Raw genomic sequence first — 14,938 nt, 5'->3', positions numbered from 1 at the left:
TAAAGTTTTTAACAATCATAGTTAAAAATTCTATGAATGTGAGTTTTAGATTTTTTGTTTTTGCTTAACTAAAAATCAAAGTTTTAATAATTATTGGTATTAATAAATGATTTTTTAAATTTATAAAAACCAGATTTTGCAAATTTCCAATTGAGCAGATCTTTATCTCTATATATGTAATTGATATTGATTCCATTTATTTTTGAGTAATGATTTATTAAATCTAGATTATTTCCTACCCCAGGATAGACAATATCGATAGATTTTAAATCTTTCAGGATTAAAGCAACATCATTTGAATTTGATATCTCTGAGTTTGGGATTAGTTTGTTAACTTTTTCAAGTAGGGTTTGTTTAAAGTAGCATACTTTATTACTTTGTCGTGAATTATCTTCTATCAAATCATTTTGCAATATGTAAACTTTTGAATATGAGTTAAATAAGCTAGATCTGTTATTAATATTTAAATCGTTATCAAACATAACTAGATGATTATTATTGGATATTTTCCTAATTGGTAGTTTATTTGATAGGTGCACACCTTCATTGATTGGACTTACTCTGTTAGCGAGTTTAATATAAATATTATTAAACCTATTATTGGTGAATTTGTTTATATTTTCTTTCGATGCTAAATAGGGTTTTTTATTTGTATGTAGTCCCGCCACCCATCTCCAACTAAGAGTATTTGATGCGGCATCACCATCTAGAAGATGTTTCATGAAAAACCTAGAACCTAATTCCCATGGTAGTTTTAATGTGAATGTCCATATACTTGCAAACCACATTCTTGAGTGATTATGCAAATAGTTGTTGTCTCTAAGTTCTTCTACCCAGCTATCAAAAAAATCTATACCTGTATTTCCATTTTGTGCGATCTTAAGAAGATTTGAGTCGTATGATACCCCGTTCAAATTTTTGTACTTTATCCAAATTGAGTGGTGATTTTCTAGGTAACCTTTCCAATACAATCTCCATAAAAGTTCATCAGTAAATTTTCTTTTCTTGTCAACTGTTTTTAATTTTTCAAGGATATCATATTCGTAAAGAATCCTATGAGATATATATTTAGAAATTTGTGATACTTTAGAGTGGTTGCCAATTCCGTAATCATAATTCCTTAACTCATGGTATCTATTAAGGTTATTTTTAATGAAGTATTCTAGACAATTATTAGCTTCTTCAAAAATATTCATTTTAAATATTATTTTTTACACTTGAAGTTCTTTCAATGCACGAATTGCCTCTTTTATATGGGCTGGCCCATTTAAAAGGTCTTCGTATATGTGAGTAATTATTCTTTCTGAATTTATTATGTAAGTTACCCTTCCATGAATAAACCCAAGTGCTTTTGGAACACCAAATTTTTTCCTAAGATTGTTATTTATATCGCAGAGTAATGGGTATTGAAGATTATTTTTATTAGCAAAAATAAGATGACTTGTGCTGTTGCCATTGCTTATCCCCCAAACTTCGGCTCCGAGAATTTTGAAGAGGTCGTATTTGTCTCGAAATCCACAAGCTTCAATTGTGCAACCAGGAGTGTCGTCTTTAGGATAGAAAAATAAAACTAACGGTTTTTGTATTTGCGCTGGAGACCTTATATTGCCATATTGATCTTTCAGAGAGAATGATGGAATTTTATCACCAACTTTCAAATTCACTTTAATAGGTAAAATTCAATTATAGGTATTTTTGTGTTTTCCGAGAGTTTCAGAATGGAGTAAGCACAAGACCTTATTTTAAATAAGATTTGATATGAAATTTTGTGCTATCTCTCGATGAAAGTTTTTTTTATTAATATCCATTCTTTCAAGATTTTTTACAATCATTGAAAACCTAAATTGACTTTTAAACACGTCTTCATAATCATTTATGAATGTCCAAAAAAGACCATCCCAGATTTCAGACCATTTACCTGGTTTATAATTAGACATTTTTCTTATGTAATTGGATCCGGATATATATGGTTTAGTAGTAAATAATCCCCCATTTGAAAATTGACTCATTCCATATACATTTGGGACCATAACCCAATCATAAGCATCAACAAATAGCTCCATAAACCATTTATAAACCTGATTTGGATGAAATCTACATAAAAGCATAAAATTTCCAATGATCATTAACCTTTCAATGTGGTGAGCATAACCTGTTTCTAAAATGTTATTTATTGAATCATCAATTGGCTTAATACCTGTTTGTCCGGTGTAGAAACATGATGGTATTGATTTATCCTCAAAGCCCCAGAAGTTTCCATTTCTGAGTTCTAAACTGTTACGCTTGTAGATTATTAACATAAACTCTCTCCATCCAATAATTTGTCTGATGAAACCTTCGTATGAATTGAGTGCTATTTCATTTGATCTAAAATAATTATTGGCTTTATCAATTATTTGTTTAGGAGTAAGTAATCCAGTATTTAACAATGGAGAGAGGACACTATGCCAAAGAACTCTGTGCTCTGAACTAATTGCATCTTCATAGTCTCCAAATAGATTGAATCTTTCAACCAGAAATACATCTAGCCATTCTTCTGCATCTTTATGCGTAACTGGGTAATTAAAGTTTTTAGTATTACCAAAATAGTCTTCATAATTCTTAGAAACATCACTTTTTGCTTGCTCTATAAATTTATTTGTTGTTAAAGCAGGTATATTTGGTATGTTAATTATTTTTGGAATTTTTTTCCTATTAAGTTTGTCAAAACTCCAATCTCCCCCTGTTGGAGAACCATCTTTTTCAATTAAAAGTTTCAGGCTTGCTCTTTGCTTTTTATAGAATGTTTGCATGCCGTAAATTTTTTTTTGTTTTATTAATTCATCTACCAAGCTCTCTTTAGTTAAAAACATACTATCTTTTTTAATTTCTATTATGATTTTATTCTTTTTACAGAAATCTTTTATTCTTTTGTTTAGTGACCAATCAAATACTTCATACGTGATGAAATGATTAAAGCCTTTTCTAACTATATAGTTAAGGATATCTTCTGTTCTAATATTTCTTTTGTGATCTATTTTTAATACACTAAAACCTTTATCTTCAAGATTTTCTTGATAAGCTTGAATTGCGGCTTTGTGAAATATAATTTTTTGTTTATGAAACTTTTGATTCCACTCCGAATCGCAACCAAAAAATAAAGAATCTTCTATGAGAGCAATATTTCTTATCTCAGAAAATTGATTTTCTATTTTGAATAATTGATTTGGAAAAATTAAAAATATTTTTTTCATTTTTGTAATAGTTATAAAAAAACATTAACTATATTCTTTATTAAACGTGAATTTATAAGTATCCCCTACTTGATTTTTTCTTCGTCTGCATCTTTCAGAACAATAGACAACGTTCTCCCAGTCTTTGGACCATTTTTTTCTCCATTCGAAATCCTTTTTACACTTTGGACAATTTTTCGTCAATTTTATTTTCACTTTTGATTAGGCGATTTGAATTTTGTCTTGAACTCAGGGAATCCGTGTTTTAATTTCCTTCCTGAGACTCTCTTCCTCCAGTTGTTGAATGAAGATCTTTTTAAATTGGATCTCATTAGTTGAATTACATCCTTTTCTTTTAAATTAAATTGAAAATTGATCGCCTCGAAAGGTGTTCTATCTTCCCAAGCCATTTCAATAATTCGTTCAAGATCAATTTGATCGATATGTTTGTCTATGGCGCTTTAAGATAATTCATAACATACTAATAAAATTCGCTTATCCCTGTAAGGGGTTATTTGTTCTGGCTTTTTAAAAGTGCTGTCTTTTCATTTTGTTTTGGATGTAAAAAATGATTTGTAAGTTACCCACGCTCTTAGATGTTTTTTGTTATGACTTCTATGTTGTAGGGAATTGAAGTCGAAGTTCTTTCTCTATCAGCACAGGAAGAGTGCTTGCACTCTTCCTGTTAAATATAAGAAAAAATTAACAGTTAAGAAAAGTTTATCTAACTGTTAACGTAGAACATTTCTTTTAATATTTTTCTTGCTCTGTAATAACAAGTACTTTTCTTTCATTGTTAAGATTATCTTATTGATTTGTATAAAATGATGTTTGATTATTAATCAATGGCTATTTATCTTCGTTTTTAATAGTTAAAAAGACTGGCAACTTGTAGTGTGGAAAATATATTTTCCCCCCTGAACTGATATGCAGACCTATGGAAACCCAGATGTCACCTACGGGTGGTGGGCTGGCAATTCAAGGGTTACTAACCGTGCTGGAAAGTTTATTGCAGCCCATGCTGGACATACTGGCTTGATTTCTTTTGCTGCTGGAGCCAGCACTCTTTGGGAATTAGCTAGGTTTGATCCCTCTATCGCCATGGGGCATCAAAGTTCAATCTTTCTTGCTCATCTTGCTTCAATTGGAATTGGATTTGATGATGCTGGTGTTTGGACTGGTGTAAATGTTGCTTCAGTAGCGATAGTCCACATTATTGCTTCGCTTGTTTATGCAGGAGGGGCTCTGTCCCACTCTCTTCTTTTTGATGGTGATTTAGCCGATGGACCAGGACCTACTACTCAGAAATTTAAGCTTGAATGGGACAATCCTGACAATTTGACATTCATACTTGGTCACCATCTCATTTTCTTTGGTGTTGCTTGTATTGCTTTCGTGGAATGGGCCAGGATTCACGGGATATATGATCCTGCTATTGGTGCTGTTAGGCAAGTCGAGTACAACCTTAATTTGACTAATATTTGGAATCATCAGTTTGATTTCTTAGCCATTGATAATCTTGAAGATGTCCTTGGGGGTCATGCATTCTTAGCATTCGTTGAGATTACAGGTGGAGCATTTCATATCGCTACTAAGCAAGTAGGTGAGTACACCGAATTCAAAGGGAAGAACATTCTTTCTGCTGAAGCTGTACTTTCTTTCTCTTTGGCTGGTATTGGTTGGATGGCGGTTGTTGCAGCTTTCTGGTGCGCAACAAATACAACTGTTTATCCAGAAGCTTGGTATGGAGAGCCATTGGCTTTGAAATTTGGTATTTCTCCCTATTGGATTGATACGGTTGATGTAAGTGATAGCACTGCGTTTGCAGGTCATACCACACGAGCTGCATTATCTAATGTCCATTATTATTTTGGGTTCTTCTTTCTACAAGGTCATTTATGGCATGCAATCCGTGCATTAGGTTTTGATTTTAGGAGAGTTACAAATGCTGTTGCTAGTTTAGATACTGCAAAAGTTACTCTCAATGGCTAACTGATTCAATTTTTGGATACTTCACAAAAAGCCTCGTAATTTATTGCGGGGCTTTTTTCTTGTTTAAAAAATTGACTGTTATCTAGCAAGGATTCCCAAATCCGACCTGAGACTGGTTTCGTAAGGAGAATCAATCATGAATCCAAGCTCTTATTTTTTATTAAATTTGTTTATTAAATAAAGACCTTTTACGATTTCAAGCAAATTTATTGCACTAAATGTAAGGTAGGTCGAATTTCGACTTCAATTTCCTCAATTATGCAGTCCTACGGAAATCCAGACGTCACTTACGGGTGGTGGGTTGGTAATTCTGTCGTAACAAATAAGTCAAGCCGATTTATTGGCTCGCATGTTGCTCATACAGGATTGATTTGTTTCGCAGCTGGTGCTAACACCCTTTGGGAGCTCGCTAGATACAACCCCGATATTCCAATGGGACACCAAGGAATGGTGAGTATCCCACATCTTGCTTCTATTGGTATTGGATTTGATCCAACTGGAACAGTATTTGACGGCACCTCAATTGCCTTTATAGGTGTATTCCATTTGATTTGCTCAATGGTTTATGCAGGGGCTGGGCTTTTGCATTCTCTTCTTTTTAGTGAAGACACTCAAAATAGTTCAGGTTTGTGGGCAGATGATCGTCCTGAGCATCGTCAGGCTTCTAGATACAAGCTTGAATGGGATAACCCAGATAATCAGACCTTTATCCTTGGACATCATTTGATTTTCTTTGGTGTTGCTTGTATATGGTTTGTAGAGTGGGCTCGAATTCATGGGATTTATGATCCTGCTATTGGAGCTGTTAGACAAGTTGAGTACAACTTAAACTTAACTAACATTTGGAACCATCAGTTTGATTTCTTGGCAATCGATAGTCTTGAAGATGTTATGGGTGGTCATGCATTCTTAGCATTTGTTGAGATCACAGGTGGAGCTTTCCATATCGCTACGAAGCAAGTAGGTGAATACACAGAGTTCAAAGGAAAGAACATTCTTTCTGCTGAAGCGGTACTTTCATGGTCTCTTGCTGGTATTGGTTGGATGGCAATTATTGCAGCTTTCTGGTGCGCAACAAATACAACTGTTTATCCAGAGGCTTGGTATGGAGAAACATTAGCTCTTAAATTTGGTATATCTCCTTATTGGATTGATACTGCTGATATGACTGGAGTTGTTAGTGGCCATACTTCAAGAGCTTGGCTTACAAATGTTCATTACTACCTAGGCTTTTTCTTTATTCAAGGTCACCTTTGGCATGCAATACGTGCTTTAGGCTTTGATTTCAAGAAGGTTACTGATTCAATTAGTAATCTTGATAACGCTAGGATTACCCTTTCTGATTAATTATTGGTTTTTAAGAGATTCCAATTAAAAAAGAGCCTCGTCGTAAGACGAGGCTCTTTTTATTGTGAAAAAAAGTTTTTAATTTTCTCTAGTTTTTATAGTTTTCAGGCTTTGCCCAAGGGTCGATTCTTTTGGAGTCATCAGAATAATAAAAGAATTGAGAGGCTCCAAAAACTGCTCCTAATCCACATAGAGCAGCTACCACATTAAAACCACCTGATGGTTTGATTAAACCAATATCTGATGGGTGTGGAAGCTGAGTGGCGAAATCAAGAAGGTGAGAAAAATCAATCATTGAGTAAAAAAATTGTTTTTATTGATAACCCAGGTGGCCACTATGCCAAACCCGTGTTTGAGAATATTACATTAATTTGAGAACTAAGAGAGATAAACAAAATTTTCTTAGTCATTTAAAATCCTTTGGGTCGTGTTTTCTTATCAGGAGGGAGATCATCATGAATTTTTTCTTTGGACCTGTAATTTTTCTGAAACAGATAAAAAAACACTGCTAAAAGACAAATAGCAAGTAAAATAAACCAAATTATTGTTGCTATATAAGGCAGTCCATGAAGGTCTTGTAATTCAAGTTGTAAAGCAGATTTCATTTTTGATATTTAAATTTTTTTTTTAGTATTTCCATGAAAACCTAGTTTAGTAGGGGTTTAAGCCAATTTGAAGAAAAAAAACTTTACTACTTCTTTATACGCCTTATAACTATTAGTAGTTTTTGAATTCAGAGGCCTGTAAGGTGTGTTAACCGTATTACGTCAAAAATCTTAAATTATGCAGACCTACGGAAACCCTGATGTCACCTATGGTTGGTGGGCTGGAAATGCTGGGGTTACAAACAAATCAGGTAAATTCATTGCTGCTCACATTGCTCATACTGGGCTAATTGCCTTTGCAGCAGGTGGAAGCACCCTTTGGGAACTAGCAAGATACAATCCTGAGATCCCCATGGGTCATCAGAGTTCTATCTTTCTTGCTCATTTAGCTTCTATTGGTATCGGCTTTGATGAGGCTGGTGCTTGGACAGGTGCAGGAGTGGCCTCTATTGCCATAGTTCATTTGGTTCTTTCCATGGTTTATGGAGCCGGTGGATTATTGCACTCAGTGTTATTCGTTGGTGATATGCAAGATTCAGAGGTCCCTCAAGCTAGAAAGTTCAAACTAGAGTGGGATAACCCTGATAATCAGACTTTTATACTTGGACACCATTTGCTTTTCTTCGGTGTTGCATGTATTTGGTTCGTTGAATGGGCCAGAATTCACGGAATTTATGATCCTGCAATAGGAGCTGTTCGACAAGTCGAATACAACCTAAATATCACTAATATTTGGAATCATCAGTTCGATTTCTTGGCTATCGATAGTCTTGAAGATGTTTTGGGAGGCCATGCTTTCTTGGCTTTCTTAGAAATAACTGGAGGCGCTTTCCATATCGCCACTAAGCAAGTCGGTGAATACACTAAGTTTAAAGGAGCTGGTCTACTTTCTGCTGAAGCAATTCTTTCTTTCTCATGCGCAGGACTTGGTTGGATGGCTGTTGTTGCAGCTTTCTGGTGTGCTCAGAACACAACTGTTTACCCAGAAGCTTGGTACGGTGAAGCATTGAACTTGAAGTTTGGTATTGCTCCTTATTGGGTCGATAGTGTTGATCTATCAGGAGGTCCAGCTTTCTTTGGTCATACCACTAGAGCAGCTCTGGCAAATGTTCATTATTACTTTGGGTTCTTCTTCCTGCAAGGGCATTTATGGCATGCTTTGAGAGCTATGGGATTTGACTTTAAGAGAATTCTTAAAGAGCCTCTTCCTGCTCAGCTCTATGAATAAAAATTAAAAATGTGATTTTATAAAGAGAGGATTTAATCCTCTCTTTTTTTTGTTTTTTGCTCTTCTAAATTCATTATTTTTATTGATTCTTTAAATGAATAACTATCTATACATTGCTTTAATTAATTTAATTAAGACTTGAATTCTCATTTATATATCTCGAAAAAAGAATTTCAAACATAACGACCTTTAACTATTCTGCACATATCAATTCAACAGAGTGTAATCTGCAACCATATTTCCCTGATTCGCTTAGAAATTATGCAGAGCTATGGAAATCCAGACGTTACTTACGAGTGGTGGGCTGGTAATTCTGTGGTCACCAGTCGTTCCGGTCGATTCATTGCCTCCCATATTGGGCATACAGGCTTGATCGCATTTGCGGCTGGAGGAAGTACCCTTTGGGAACTTGCTCGCTACAATCCAGAGATCCCTATGGGGCATCAAAGCTCCTTGTTTTTGGGGCATCTTGCCGCCTTTGGCGTAGGTTTTGATGAAGCTGGTGCTTGGACTGGTGTTGGTGTAGCAGCCATTGCCATTGTTCACTTGGTTTTGTCAATGGTTTACGGAGGAGGTGCTTTATTGCATGCAGTTTATTTTGAAGCTGATGTTGCAGATAGCGAAGTGCCAAGAGCTAGAAAGTTTAAATTGGAATGGAATAATCCAGATAATCAGACGTTTATCTTGGGCCATCATTTATTCTTCTTTGGAATGGCTTGCATAGCCTTTGTTGAATGGGCAAGAATCCATGGAATCTATGATCCAGCTATTGGTTCAGTAAGACAGGTTAATTACAATCTTGACTTAACGATGATATGGAATCGACAATTTGATTTCATTGAAATTGATAGTCTTGAAGATGTAATGGGTGGTCATGCTTTCCTCGCTTTTGCAGAATTGACTGGTGCAACTATTCATATGGTTGCAGGGTCAACTCAATGGGAAGACAAGAGACTTGGTGAATGGAGTAAGTACAAAGGAGCTGAATTGCTTTCTGCAGAAGCAGTACTTTCATGGTCTCTTGCAGGTATTGGTTGGATGGCAATTGTTGCAGCATTCTGGGCTGCTACTAATACAACGGTTTATCCCGTTGAGTGGTTTGGAGAGCCTTTGCAATTACAGTTCTCAGTTGCACCATATTGGATAGATACAGCTGATAGCACTGATATAACTGCTTTCTATGGCCATACAACAAGAGCAGCTCTAGTTAATGTTCATTATTACTTTGGATTTTTCTTCTTACAAGGACATTTTTGGCATGCTTTGCGTGCTTTAGGATTCGACTTCAAAAAAGTTTCCGAGGCAATAGGTAACACTCAAGGAGCAACTGTTAGAGTTGATGGTGCAGGTTTTAACGGAAGAGCACCAAGATAAATTCATTTTCAAATATAAAAAATACCTCCCTTTGGGGGGTATTTTTTTTGTTTTTTTTCAGTAAAAAGTGTTTTTTTTGTAAAAAAAGACAGATACCTATAAAGACCTCTAACTATTCTGGTAAAAACAATTCCAATAAGTGTAAGGTAGCCAAAATTTCGACTTTAATTCCTTAATTATGCAGACCTACGGAAATCCAGACGTCACCTACGGGTGGTGGGTTGGTAATTCTGTGGTGACCAATCGCGCAGGTCGATTCATAGGGTCACATATAGGCCATACAGGTCTTATTTGCTTTGCAGCAGGTGGAAGCACTCTTTGGGAGCTTGCTCGCTACAACCCAGAAATACCAATGGGACATCAAAGTTCCATATTTCTTGCTCATTTAGCTTCTCTTGGGATTGGCTTTGATGAAGCTGGGGTATGGACAGGAGCTGGTGTAGCAACAATTGCTATTTTCCATTTGATTTTTTCAGCTGTGTATGGAACAGCTGGATTAGCTCATTCACTCTTATTTGATCCGGACTTGAAAGATGGTCCTATACCTACCACTAAGAAATTCAAATTAGAATGGGACAACCCAGATAATTTGACATTTATTCTTGGCCACCATTTGATTTTCTTTGGTGTTGCAAATATTTGGTTCGTTGAGTGGGCAAGATGGCATGGAATCTACGATCCAGCTATAGGCGAAATCAGAACAATCTTCCCTGGATATGGAGATTTTGGAATGGTTTACGGACATCAGTTCGACTTCCTAACTATTGACAGCCTTGAAGAAGTAATGAGTGGACATGCATTCTTGGCATTTGTTCAAATAAGCGGAGGTGCATGGCACATAGCTACAAAACAGCTAGGTGAATACACTGAATTCAAAGGTAAAGGATTGCTCTCAGCCGAAGCAGTTCTTTCATGGTCTCTTGCAGGTATTGGTTGGATGGCAATTGTTGCTGCATTCTGGTGTGCACAAAATACAACTGTTTATCCAATTGACTGGTATGGAGAGCCTTTAGCTTTGAAATTTGGAATTTCTCCTTATTGGGTAGATACAGGAGATGTATCAGATAGCACAGCGTTTTTAGGCCATACAACTAGAGCAGCTTTGTCAAATGTTCACTATTACTTTGGATTTTTCTTTATCCAAGGTCATATCTGGCATGCTCTTAGAGCTATGGGCTTTGATTTCCGTCGTGTTGTGGGATCAGTAGCTTCTTTAGCAACAACTGAGAGCTAGTAGATTCAAACTCACATTTATAATAAAAAGCCTCATCAAAGCTGATGAGGCTTTTTATTGGGAAGAATAATAATTAAAAATCGCTCGCTTTTTTATCACCTTCGTCGTCATTAATAGAATCTTCAGAGGAGATTTTTGATTCGCTAGTTGGGTTGATTTCCTGTTCAGCGGTCACCTCTGGCTCAGTGCTCACCTCTGGCTCAGTGCTCACCTCTGGCTCAGTGCTCACCTCTGGCTCAGTGCTCACCTCTGGCTCAGTGCTCACCTCTGGCTCAGTGCTCACCTCTGGCTCAGTGCTCACCTCTGGCTCAGTGCTCACCTCTGGCTTAGTGCTCACCTCTGGCTCAGTGCTCACCTCTGGCTCAGTGCTCACCTCTGGCTCAGTGCTCACCTCTGGCTCAGTGCTCACCTCTGGCTTAGTGCTCACCTCTGGCTTAGTGCTCACCTCTGGCTTAGTGCTCACCTCTGGCTTAGTGCTCACCTCTGGGTCTGCGTTCAGCTCGGTTTGGGACTTGTTTACTTCTTCTTTCAGTTGAGTTGGTTCTTGATCTAATCTTTCCATAATTAGCTCTTTAATTATCAAAAAAAGCTTTTTCAAATTTGAAAAGAGTTCTTTGAAATTTTCATATATGTCTTTAAGAATGCTTTTAATCTCTTGAGATTTCTGTCCTTTATTGAAAAAAAGTAAGGCTGAAACTATTAATACTGAGATTAATATGAAAATAAATAGGGTAAGCATTTTTTTTATCAGTTAGATATCATTAAGATCCCTCTTTCTTCGTATGCTATCAAGTGTTTATTTACATTGAACAACGAAGATACTCTTTTCTTGCTTAAATTCAATCACTTGTGAGTAATTAAATTTTATGAATACAGTCAAACTTACTATTTTTTTTGATGGTGGGTGCCCCTTATGTAAAAGAGAGGTAGATTTCATGCAATCAAGAAATAAAAAAGGATTTTTAGAATTTATTGATATTAATAGTTCGGATTTTTCGTCTCGTTTTAATAATAGAATTACTTACAAACAAGCTATGGAGAGAATCCATGCCTTTAAAAGTGATGGTTCAATTATTAAAAATATAAAGGTTTTCCAAGAGGCTTATGATTTGATTGGATTGGGTTGGATTTATGCCCCAACAAAAATCCCTTTTTTTGACAAATTTTTTGAGTTTATTTACGGATTATGGGCTAAACACAGATTGAAAATCACTTTCAGACCTTCTATCGAAAAGCTTTGTGAAGAAAGAGGTTGTGATATGTATTGATTATTTATAGAACTAATTTTCTTGATACTACATAGATACATATTATGAACTTAAGATAATAGACTTATTATCCAAAAGTTGTACCATTAAATCCCCAATTTGAGGCTTTTACGTCTGTAAATTCAATGTAAATTCTGCTAGTGCTTATATTTGTTTTAGATGTAATTAACTCGCACAAAGACTTGCTCATTGAGGAGGGACTTAGAGAGCCAATTGATTTAACTTTAATAAAACAGCAGGGTTCATCGGATCCAGCAAACGTCATCTTGATATCTCTTTGAATCATTGTCATTACGTAATTTTCAGGTTTTCCAGTAAGTTCAGCAACCATTTTTGAAATATCATTTTGGAGCAAAGCAACATCTTCTAAAACACTTTTGGAGGAGGTGTTGACTTGAATGAATGGCATGCGTTAAGAAGTCTTTGAAAGATATTAATACTGAAACCGGAGATTGATTTTTTTTAACTCAGAAAAACCCTTAAATTCTTCATTAAAATTCTGAGTAAAAAGATTTTTGAAATCTTAAAAAATTAGAAAGATCTTGTTAATTCTCCTGTTTGAGCCTCAATAATTTTGTTTTTCTAGTAACTTGGTTTGGTCTTTTAAGGAAAAATGATTCAGAATTTTCAGGCAATAGTGCAAGAAACTACCAAAAATATCTCCTCGAATGACCAGAATTTTTTGCTCGGTGGTGCTCTGATACTTTTTAATTTGCTTGTAATGTTATTCGTAGGGTTTTATTGGATGAACCCCGAAATGCATGAATTCATTTCTGGAAGCCCTCTTTTATAATTTGATAGATTTAATATCTCCTATTACATTAATTTGTCTTATCAATGTGCATAAATTTCTTTGATAAGGGAGATAATTGCATTATTCAGGCTGATCATCATTTTTTACTCATGAGTTTTGATCTCTTTTTTACAAAAATAACCAAATATCTACTCAGTTTTTTAATCATATTCTTTGCTGTGAATCCAGTTTTTGCCGGGGCTAATGTTGCGGTTAAGGGCGAAGGAGATGAAGTTCCAAGCTATGTTAGATCTGATATAACTGGTTTTGATTTTCACGGAGAAGACTTGCATCTCTCTTCAATAGCTGGAGCTATGGCAAGAGATGCTGATTTCAGTGATGTTGATCTTCATGGAACAACATTAACTTTGTCTGATCTTAAAGGTTCAAACCTTAACGGCATTGACCTTACTGATACTCTTTCCGACAGGGTTAATTTTCAGAAAACAGATCTTAGAAATGCAATTTTGATAAATATGATTGCTTCTGGCAGTAGCTTTGCTGGTGCACAAATTGAAGGAGCAGATTTCACTTTCGCAATTCTTGATAGCGAGGATCAAAGAAACCTTTGTAAAATAGCTGATGGTGTAAATCCAACTACTGGGGTATCCACTAGGGACAGTCTTGAATGTGTAGGAGATAAAGATTCATATAAACCTGCTATGCCATCTGCTTAAAATCTAAGTTTAAACTATAAAAGATTTGTTATAAAAAAAAAGAATTAGTTGCAATTTTATTTTTTTTGGGTTTCTTGATAAAAGAGTCTAATTTTATCGTGAAGAATTTCTGGCCTCATCGATCTAATCCAAAAGGGTTCTCAATTCAAAATTTTGCTCGTAAATATCGTTCGAAGTTTTCAAGTATCTCCTCTAATAAAACTTCAAATCAATTTCAGGATGATAAGAATTTGATATCTATGAAACAAGAAATTAAAAAGATTTCAATCTATGATCTATCTATACAAAAAATGCATTGGGCAAATAGAGATTTTTCAGAATATAAAAAGGTGGCTTAAAATTTACTTTTTAGATGATATATTTTTTGCATCTTGTATGTTTTTAGTAAGAGGAATTGTTGATAAAATAAAAGAGATGACAAATAATAAAGTAATACCAACAAGGCTCCAAAAAGTTAGGTTAGATAGTTCTAACTCCCCAAATGATACTGTTAAGTATAAGTTCAATTTGAATTTACTTATAAATTATGAATATTTTAGCAATAATTAGATTTTTTTATAATGATTATTTTTTGTCTTTTAAGATTTACACATATTTTTTCTTTCCATCAGCACTTACTTTGTAAATACCTCCTTTAGGTCCAACAAATAGCATTTCACCATTAATTTTTGATTTTCCAAATTTACTTAGTCTTGATCTATGAATATCTGCTTTTTCTCTTAGCTCTTCCTCTGAATACCATGTTCCTATAGGGATATTCTTAGAAGGGTCAAGTAAAAGAGAATTTGTAAATTCCTCCGATATCCTTTTTCGACGAATATTTATATTCTTGAATCTTTTCTTGAATCTTTCCATTAAGGTCTTTCGGTTAGAAAACTTTTTTCTCTTACTTGAAATTAAGAATATATATATAAAGAATATTATTGAAAATATCAGAATTAATTTCACTATGTGCAAATATAATCTAATCCTATTAAAGCAATTTCTTGGAATAAAGCCAGTTGATTGAAAACTATAATATTGATTTGTCTTGACTTGCCCTCTTTATTTTCTCTTAATAATTAAATCGAAGCCAAGATTAGTTTTTTTTGAAAGTATTTCTCTTTTTAAAATTCCTTTTTTGGATAAACTGAAAATTATTATTATTGATTCAAAAAAAAGAGATATAACTGAAAATATTAGGATTATAAAATTATGAGTAATCGAAT

At 34.8% G+C, this 14,938-nt stretch carries 17 protein-coding genes; 8 read left to right on the top strand and 9 right to left on the bottom strand.

The features are described 5' to 3' along the window. Positions 1-83 precede the first annotated feature (83 nt). The 5 genes from AC6EI0_RS04475 to AC6EI0_RS04455 all read right to left on the bottom strand — a co-directional run bounded on the left by AC6EI0_RS04475 (position 84) and on the right by AC6EI0_RS04455 (position 3,655). Complete coding sequence (locus AC6EI0_RS04475; protein ID WP_498523241.1) at positions 84-1,196, bottom strand: FAD-binding domain-containing protein; 1,113 nt, start codon at positions 1,194-1,196, stop codon at positions 84-86. Between the two features lie 15 nt (positions 1,197-1,211). Further along, positions 1,212-1,658 (bottom strand): peroxiredoxin, encoded by a 447-nt coding sequence (locus AC6EI0_RS04470; protein WP_498523499.1) that lies wholly within the window; start codon positions 1,656-1,658, stop codon positions 1,212-1,214. Between the two features lie 84 nt (positions 1,659-1,742). Then, positions 1,743-3,233, bottom strand: a complete 1,491-nt coding sequence (locus tag AC6EI0_RS04465; RefSeq protein WP_498523240.1) for a cryptochrome/photolyase family protein — start codon at positions 3,231-3,233, stop codon at positions 1,743-1,745. A gap of 24 nt (positions 3,234-3,257) precedes the next feature. Next, a complete protein-coding gene (locus AC6EI0_RS04460; protein WP_498523239.1) occupies positions 3,258-3,428 on the bottom strand; it encodes a DUF2256 domain-containing protein in 171 nt (56 codons plus the stop codon). Continuing rightward, on the bottom strand, positions 3,425-3,655 hold the full coding sequence (locus tag AC6EI0_RS04455) for a TIGR03643 family protein (protein WP_498523497.1): 231 nt from the start codon (positions 3,653-3,655) through the stop codon (positions 3,425-3,427). Before AC6EI0_RS04455 ends, AC6EI0_RS04460 begins: the two co-directional genes overlap by 4 nt. Before the next feature lie 484 nt (positions 3,656-4,139). On the opposite strand from AC6EI0_RS04455, the gene AC6EI0_RS04450 reads away from it, so the two are divergent. Together AC6EI0_RS04450 and AC6EI0_RS04445 are read left to right on the top strand one after the other, a co-directional pair. Next, complete coding sequence (locus AC6EI0_RS04450) at positions 4,140-5,204, top strand: chlorophyll a/b binding light-harvesting protein (RefSeq protein ID WP_498507810.1); 1,065 nt, start codon at positions 4,140-4,142, stop codon at positions 5,202-5,204. Positions 5,205-5,462: 258 nt separating this feature from the next. Continuing rightward, on the top strand, positions 5,463-6,551 hold the full coding sequence (locus tag AC6EI0_RS04445) for a chlorophyll a/b binding light-harvesting protein (RefSeq protein WP_498523238.1): 1,089 nt from the start codon (positions 5,463-5,465) through the stop codon (positions 6,549-6,551). Between the two features lie 88 nt (positions 6,552-6,639). On the opposite strand, the gene AC6EI0_RS04440 is transcribed toward AC6EI0_RS04445, so the two are convergent. Next, the gene (locus AC6EI0_RS04440) at positions 6,640-6,846 is read right to left on the bottom strand and encodes a hypothetical protein (protein ID WP_498523237.1); all 207 of its coding nucleotides are present in this window, start codon (positions 6,844-6,846) and stop codon (positions 6,640-6,642) included. Positions 6,847-7,334: 488 nt separating this feature from the next. Between AC6EI0_RS04440 and AC6EI0_RS04435 the strand changes: the two genes are divergently transcribed. The 3 genes from AC6EI0_RS04435 (at position 7,335) to AC6EI0_RS04425 (ending at position 10,992) form a co-directional block, all read left to right on the top strand. Continuing rightward, a complete protein-coding gene (locus AC6EI0_RS04435; protein WP_498523236.1) occupies positions 7,335-8,384 on the top strand; it encodes a chlorophyll a/b binding light-harvesting protein in 1,050 nt (349 codons plus the stop codon). Positions 8,385-8,645: 261 nt separating this feature from the next. Continuing rightward, complete coding sequence (locus AC6EI0_RS04430; protein ID WP_498523235.1) at positions 8,646-9,758, top strand: chlorophyll a/b binding light-harvesting protein; 1,113 nt, start codon at positions 8,646-8,648, stop codon at positions 9,756-9,758. A gap of 178 nt (positions 9,759-9,936) precedes the next feature. Continuing rightward, positions 9,937-10,992 carry a chlorophyll a/b binding light-harvesting protein gene (locus AC6EI0_RS04425; protein WP_269610935.1) on the top strand — a complete coding sequence of 352 codons (1,056 nt, stop codon included), beginning with the start codon at positions 9,937-9,939 and terminating at the stop codon, positions 10,990-10,992. Between the two features lie 73 nt (positions 10,993-11,065). Here AC6EI0_RS04425 and AC6EI0_RS04420 read toward each other — a convergent pair whose 3' ends face one another. Beyond that, positions 11,066-11,554, bottom strand: a complete 489-nt coding sequence (locus tag AC6EI0_RS04420; RefSeq protein ID WP_498523234.1) for a hypothetical protein — start codon at positions 11,552-11,554, stop codon at positions 11,066-11,068. Between the two features lie 373 nt (positions 11,555-11,927). Here AC6EI0_RS04420 and AC6EI0_RS04415 point away from each other — a divergent pair, with 373 nt between their 5' ends. Next, the gene (locus tag AC6EI0_RS04415) at positions 11,928-12,260 is read left to right on the top strand and encodes a DCC1-like thiol-disulfide oxidoreductase family protein (protein ID WP_498523233.1); all 333 of its coding nucleotides are present in this window, start codon (positions 11,928-11,930) and stop codon (positions 12,258-12,260) included. A 67-nt stretch (positions 12,261-12,327) separates the two neighbouring features. Here the strand turns inward: AC6EI0_RS04415 and AC6EI0_RS04410 are convergent, their stop codons facing one another. Beyond that, entirely contained in the window at positions 12,328-12,669 is a 342-nt protein-coding gene (locus AC6EI0_RS04410) for a phenylpyruvate tautomerase MIF-related protein (protein WP_498523232.1), read from the bottom strand. Positions 12,670-13,163: 494 nt separating this feature from the next. Between AC6EI0_RS04410 and AC6EI0_RS04405 the strand changes: the two genes are divergently transcribed. Further along, positions 13,164-13,730, top strand: coding sequence for a pentapeptide repeat-containing protein (locus AC6EI0_RS04405; protein WP_498523231.1), 567 nt, complete (start codon positions 13,164-13,166; stop codon positions 13,728-13,730). Positions 13,731-13,828: 98 nt separating this feature from the next. After that, complete coding sequence (locus AC6EI0_RS04400) at positions 13,829-14,068, top strand: hypothetical protein (RefSeq protein ID WP_498523230.1); 240 nt, start codon at positions 13,829-13,831, stop codon at positions 14,066-14,068. A 247-nt stretch (positions 14,069-14,315) separates the two neighbouring features. Here AC6EI0_RS04400 and AC6EI0_RS04395 read toward each other — a convergent pair whose 3' ends face one another. Continuing rightward, positions 14,316-14,585 carry a hypothetical protein gene (locus AC6EI0_RS04395; protein WP_498523229.1) on the bottom strand — a complete coding sequence of 90 codons (270 nt, stop codon included), beginning with the start codon at positions 14,583-14,585 and terminating at the stop codon, positions 14,316-14,318. Positions 14,586-14,938 lie beyond the last annotated feature (353 nt).

It is taken from the genome of Prochlorococcus sp. G5PB11 (assembly GCF_059772425.1).
This window is presented reverse-complemented; position numbering and strand designations above follow the sequence as displayed.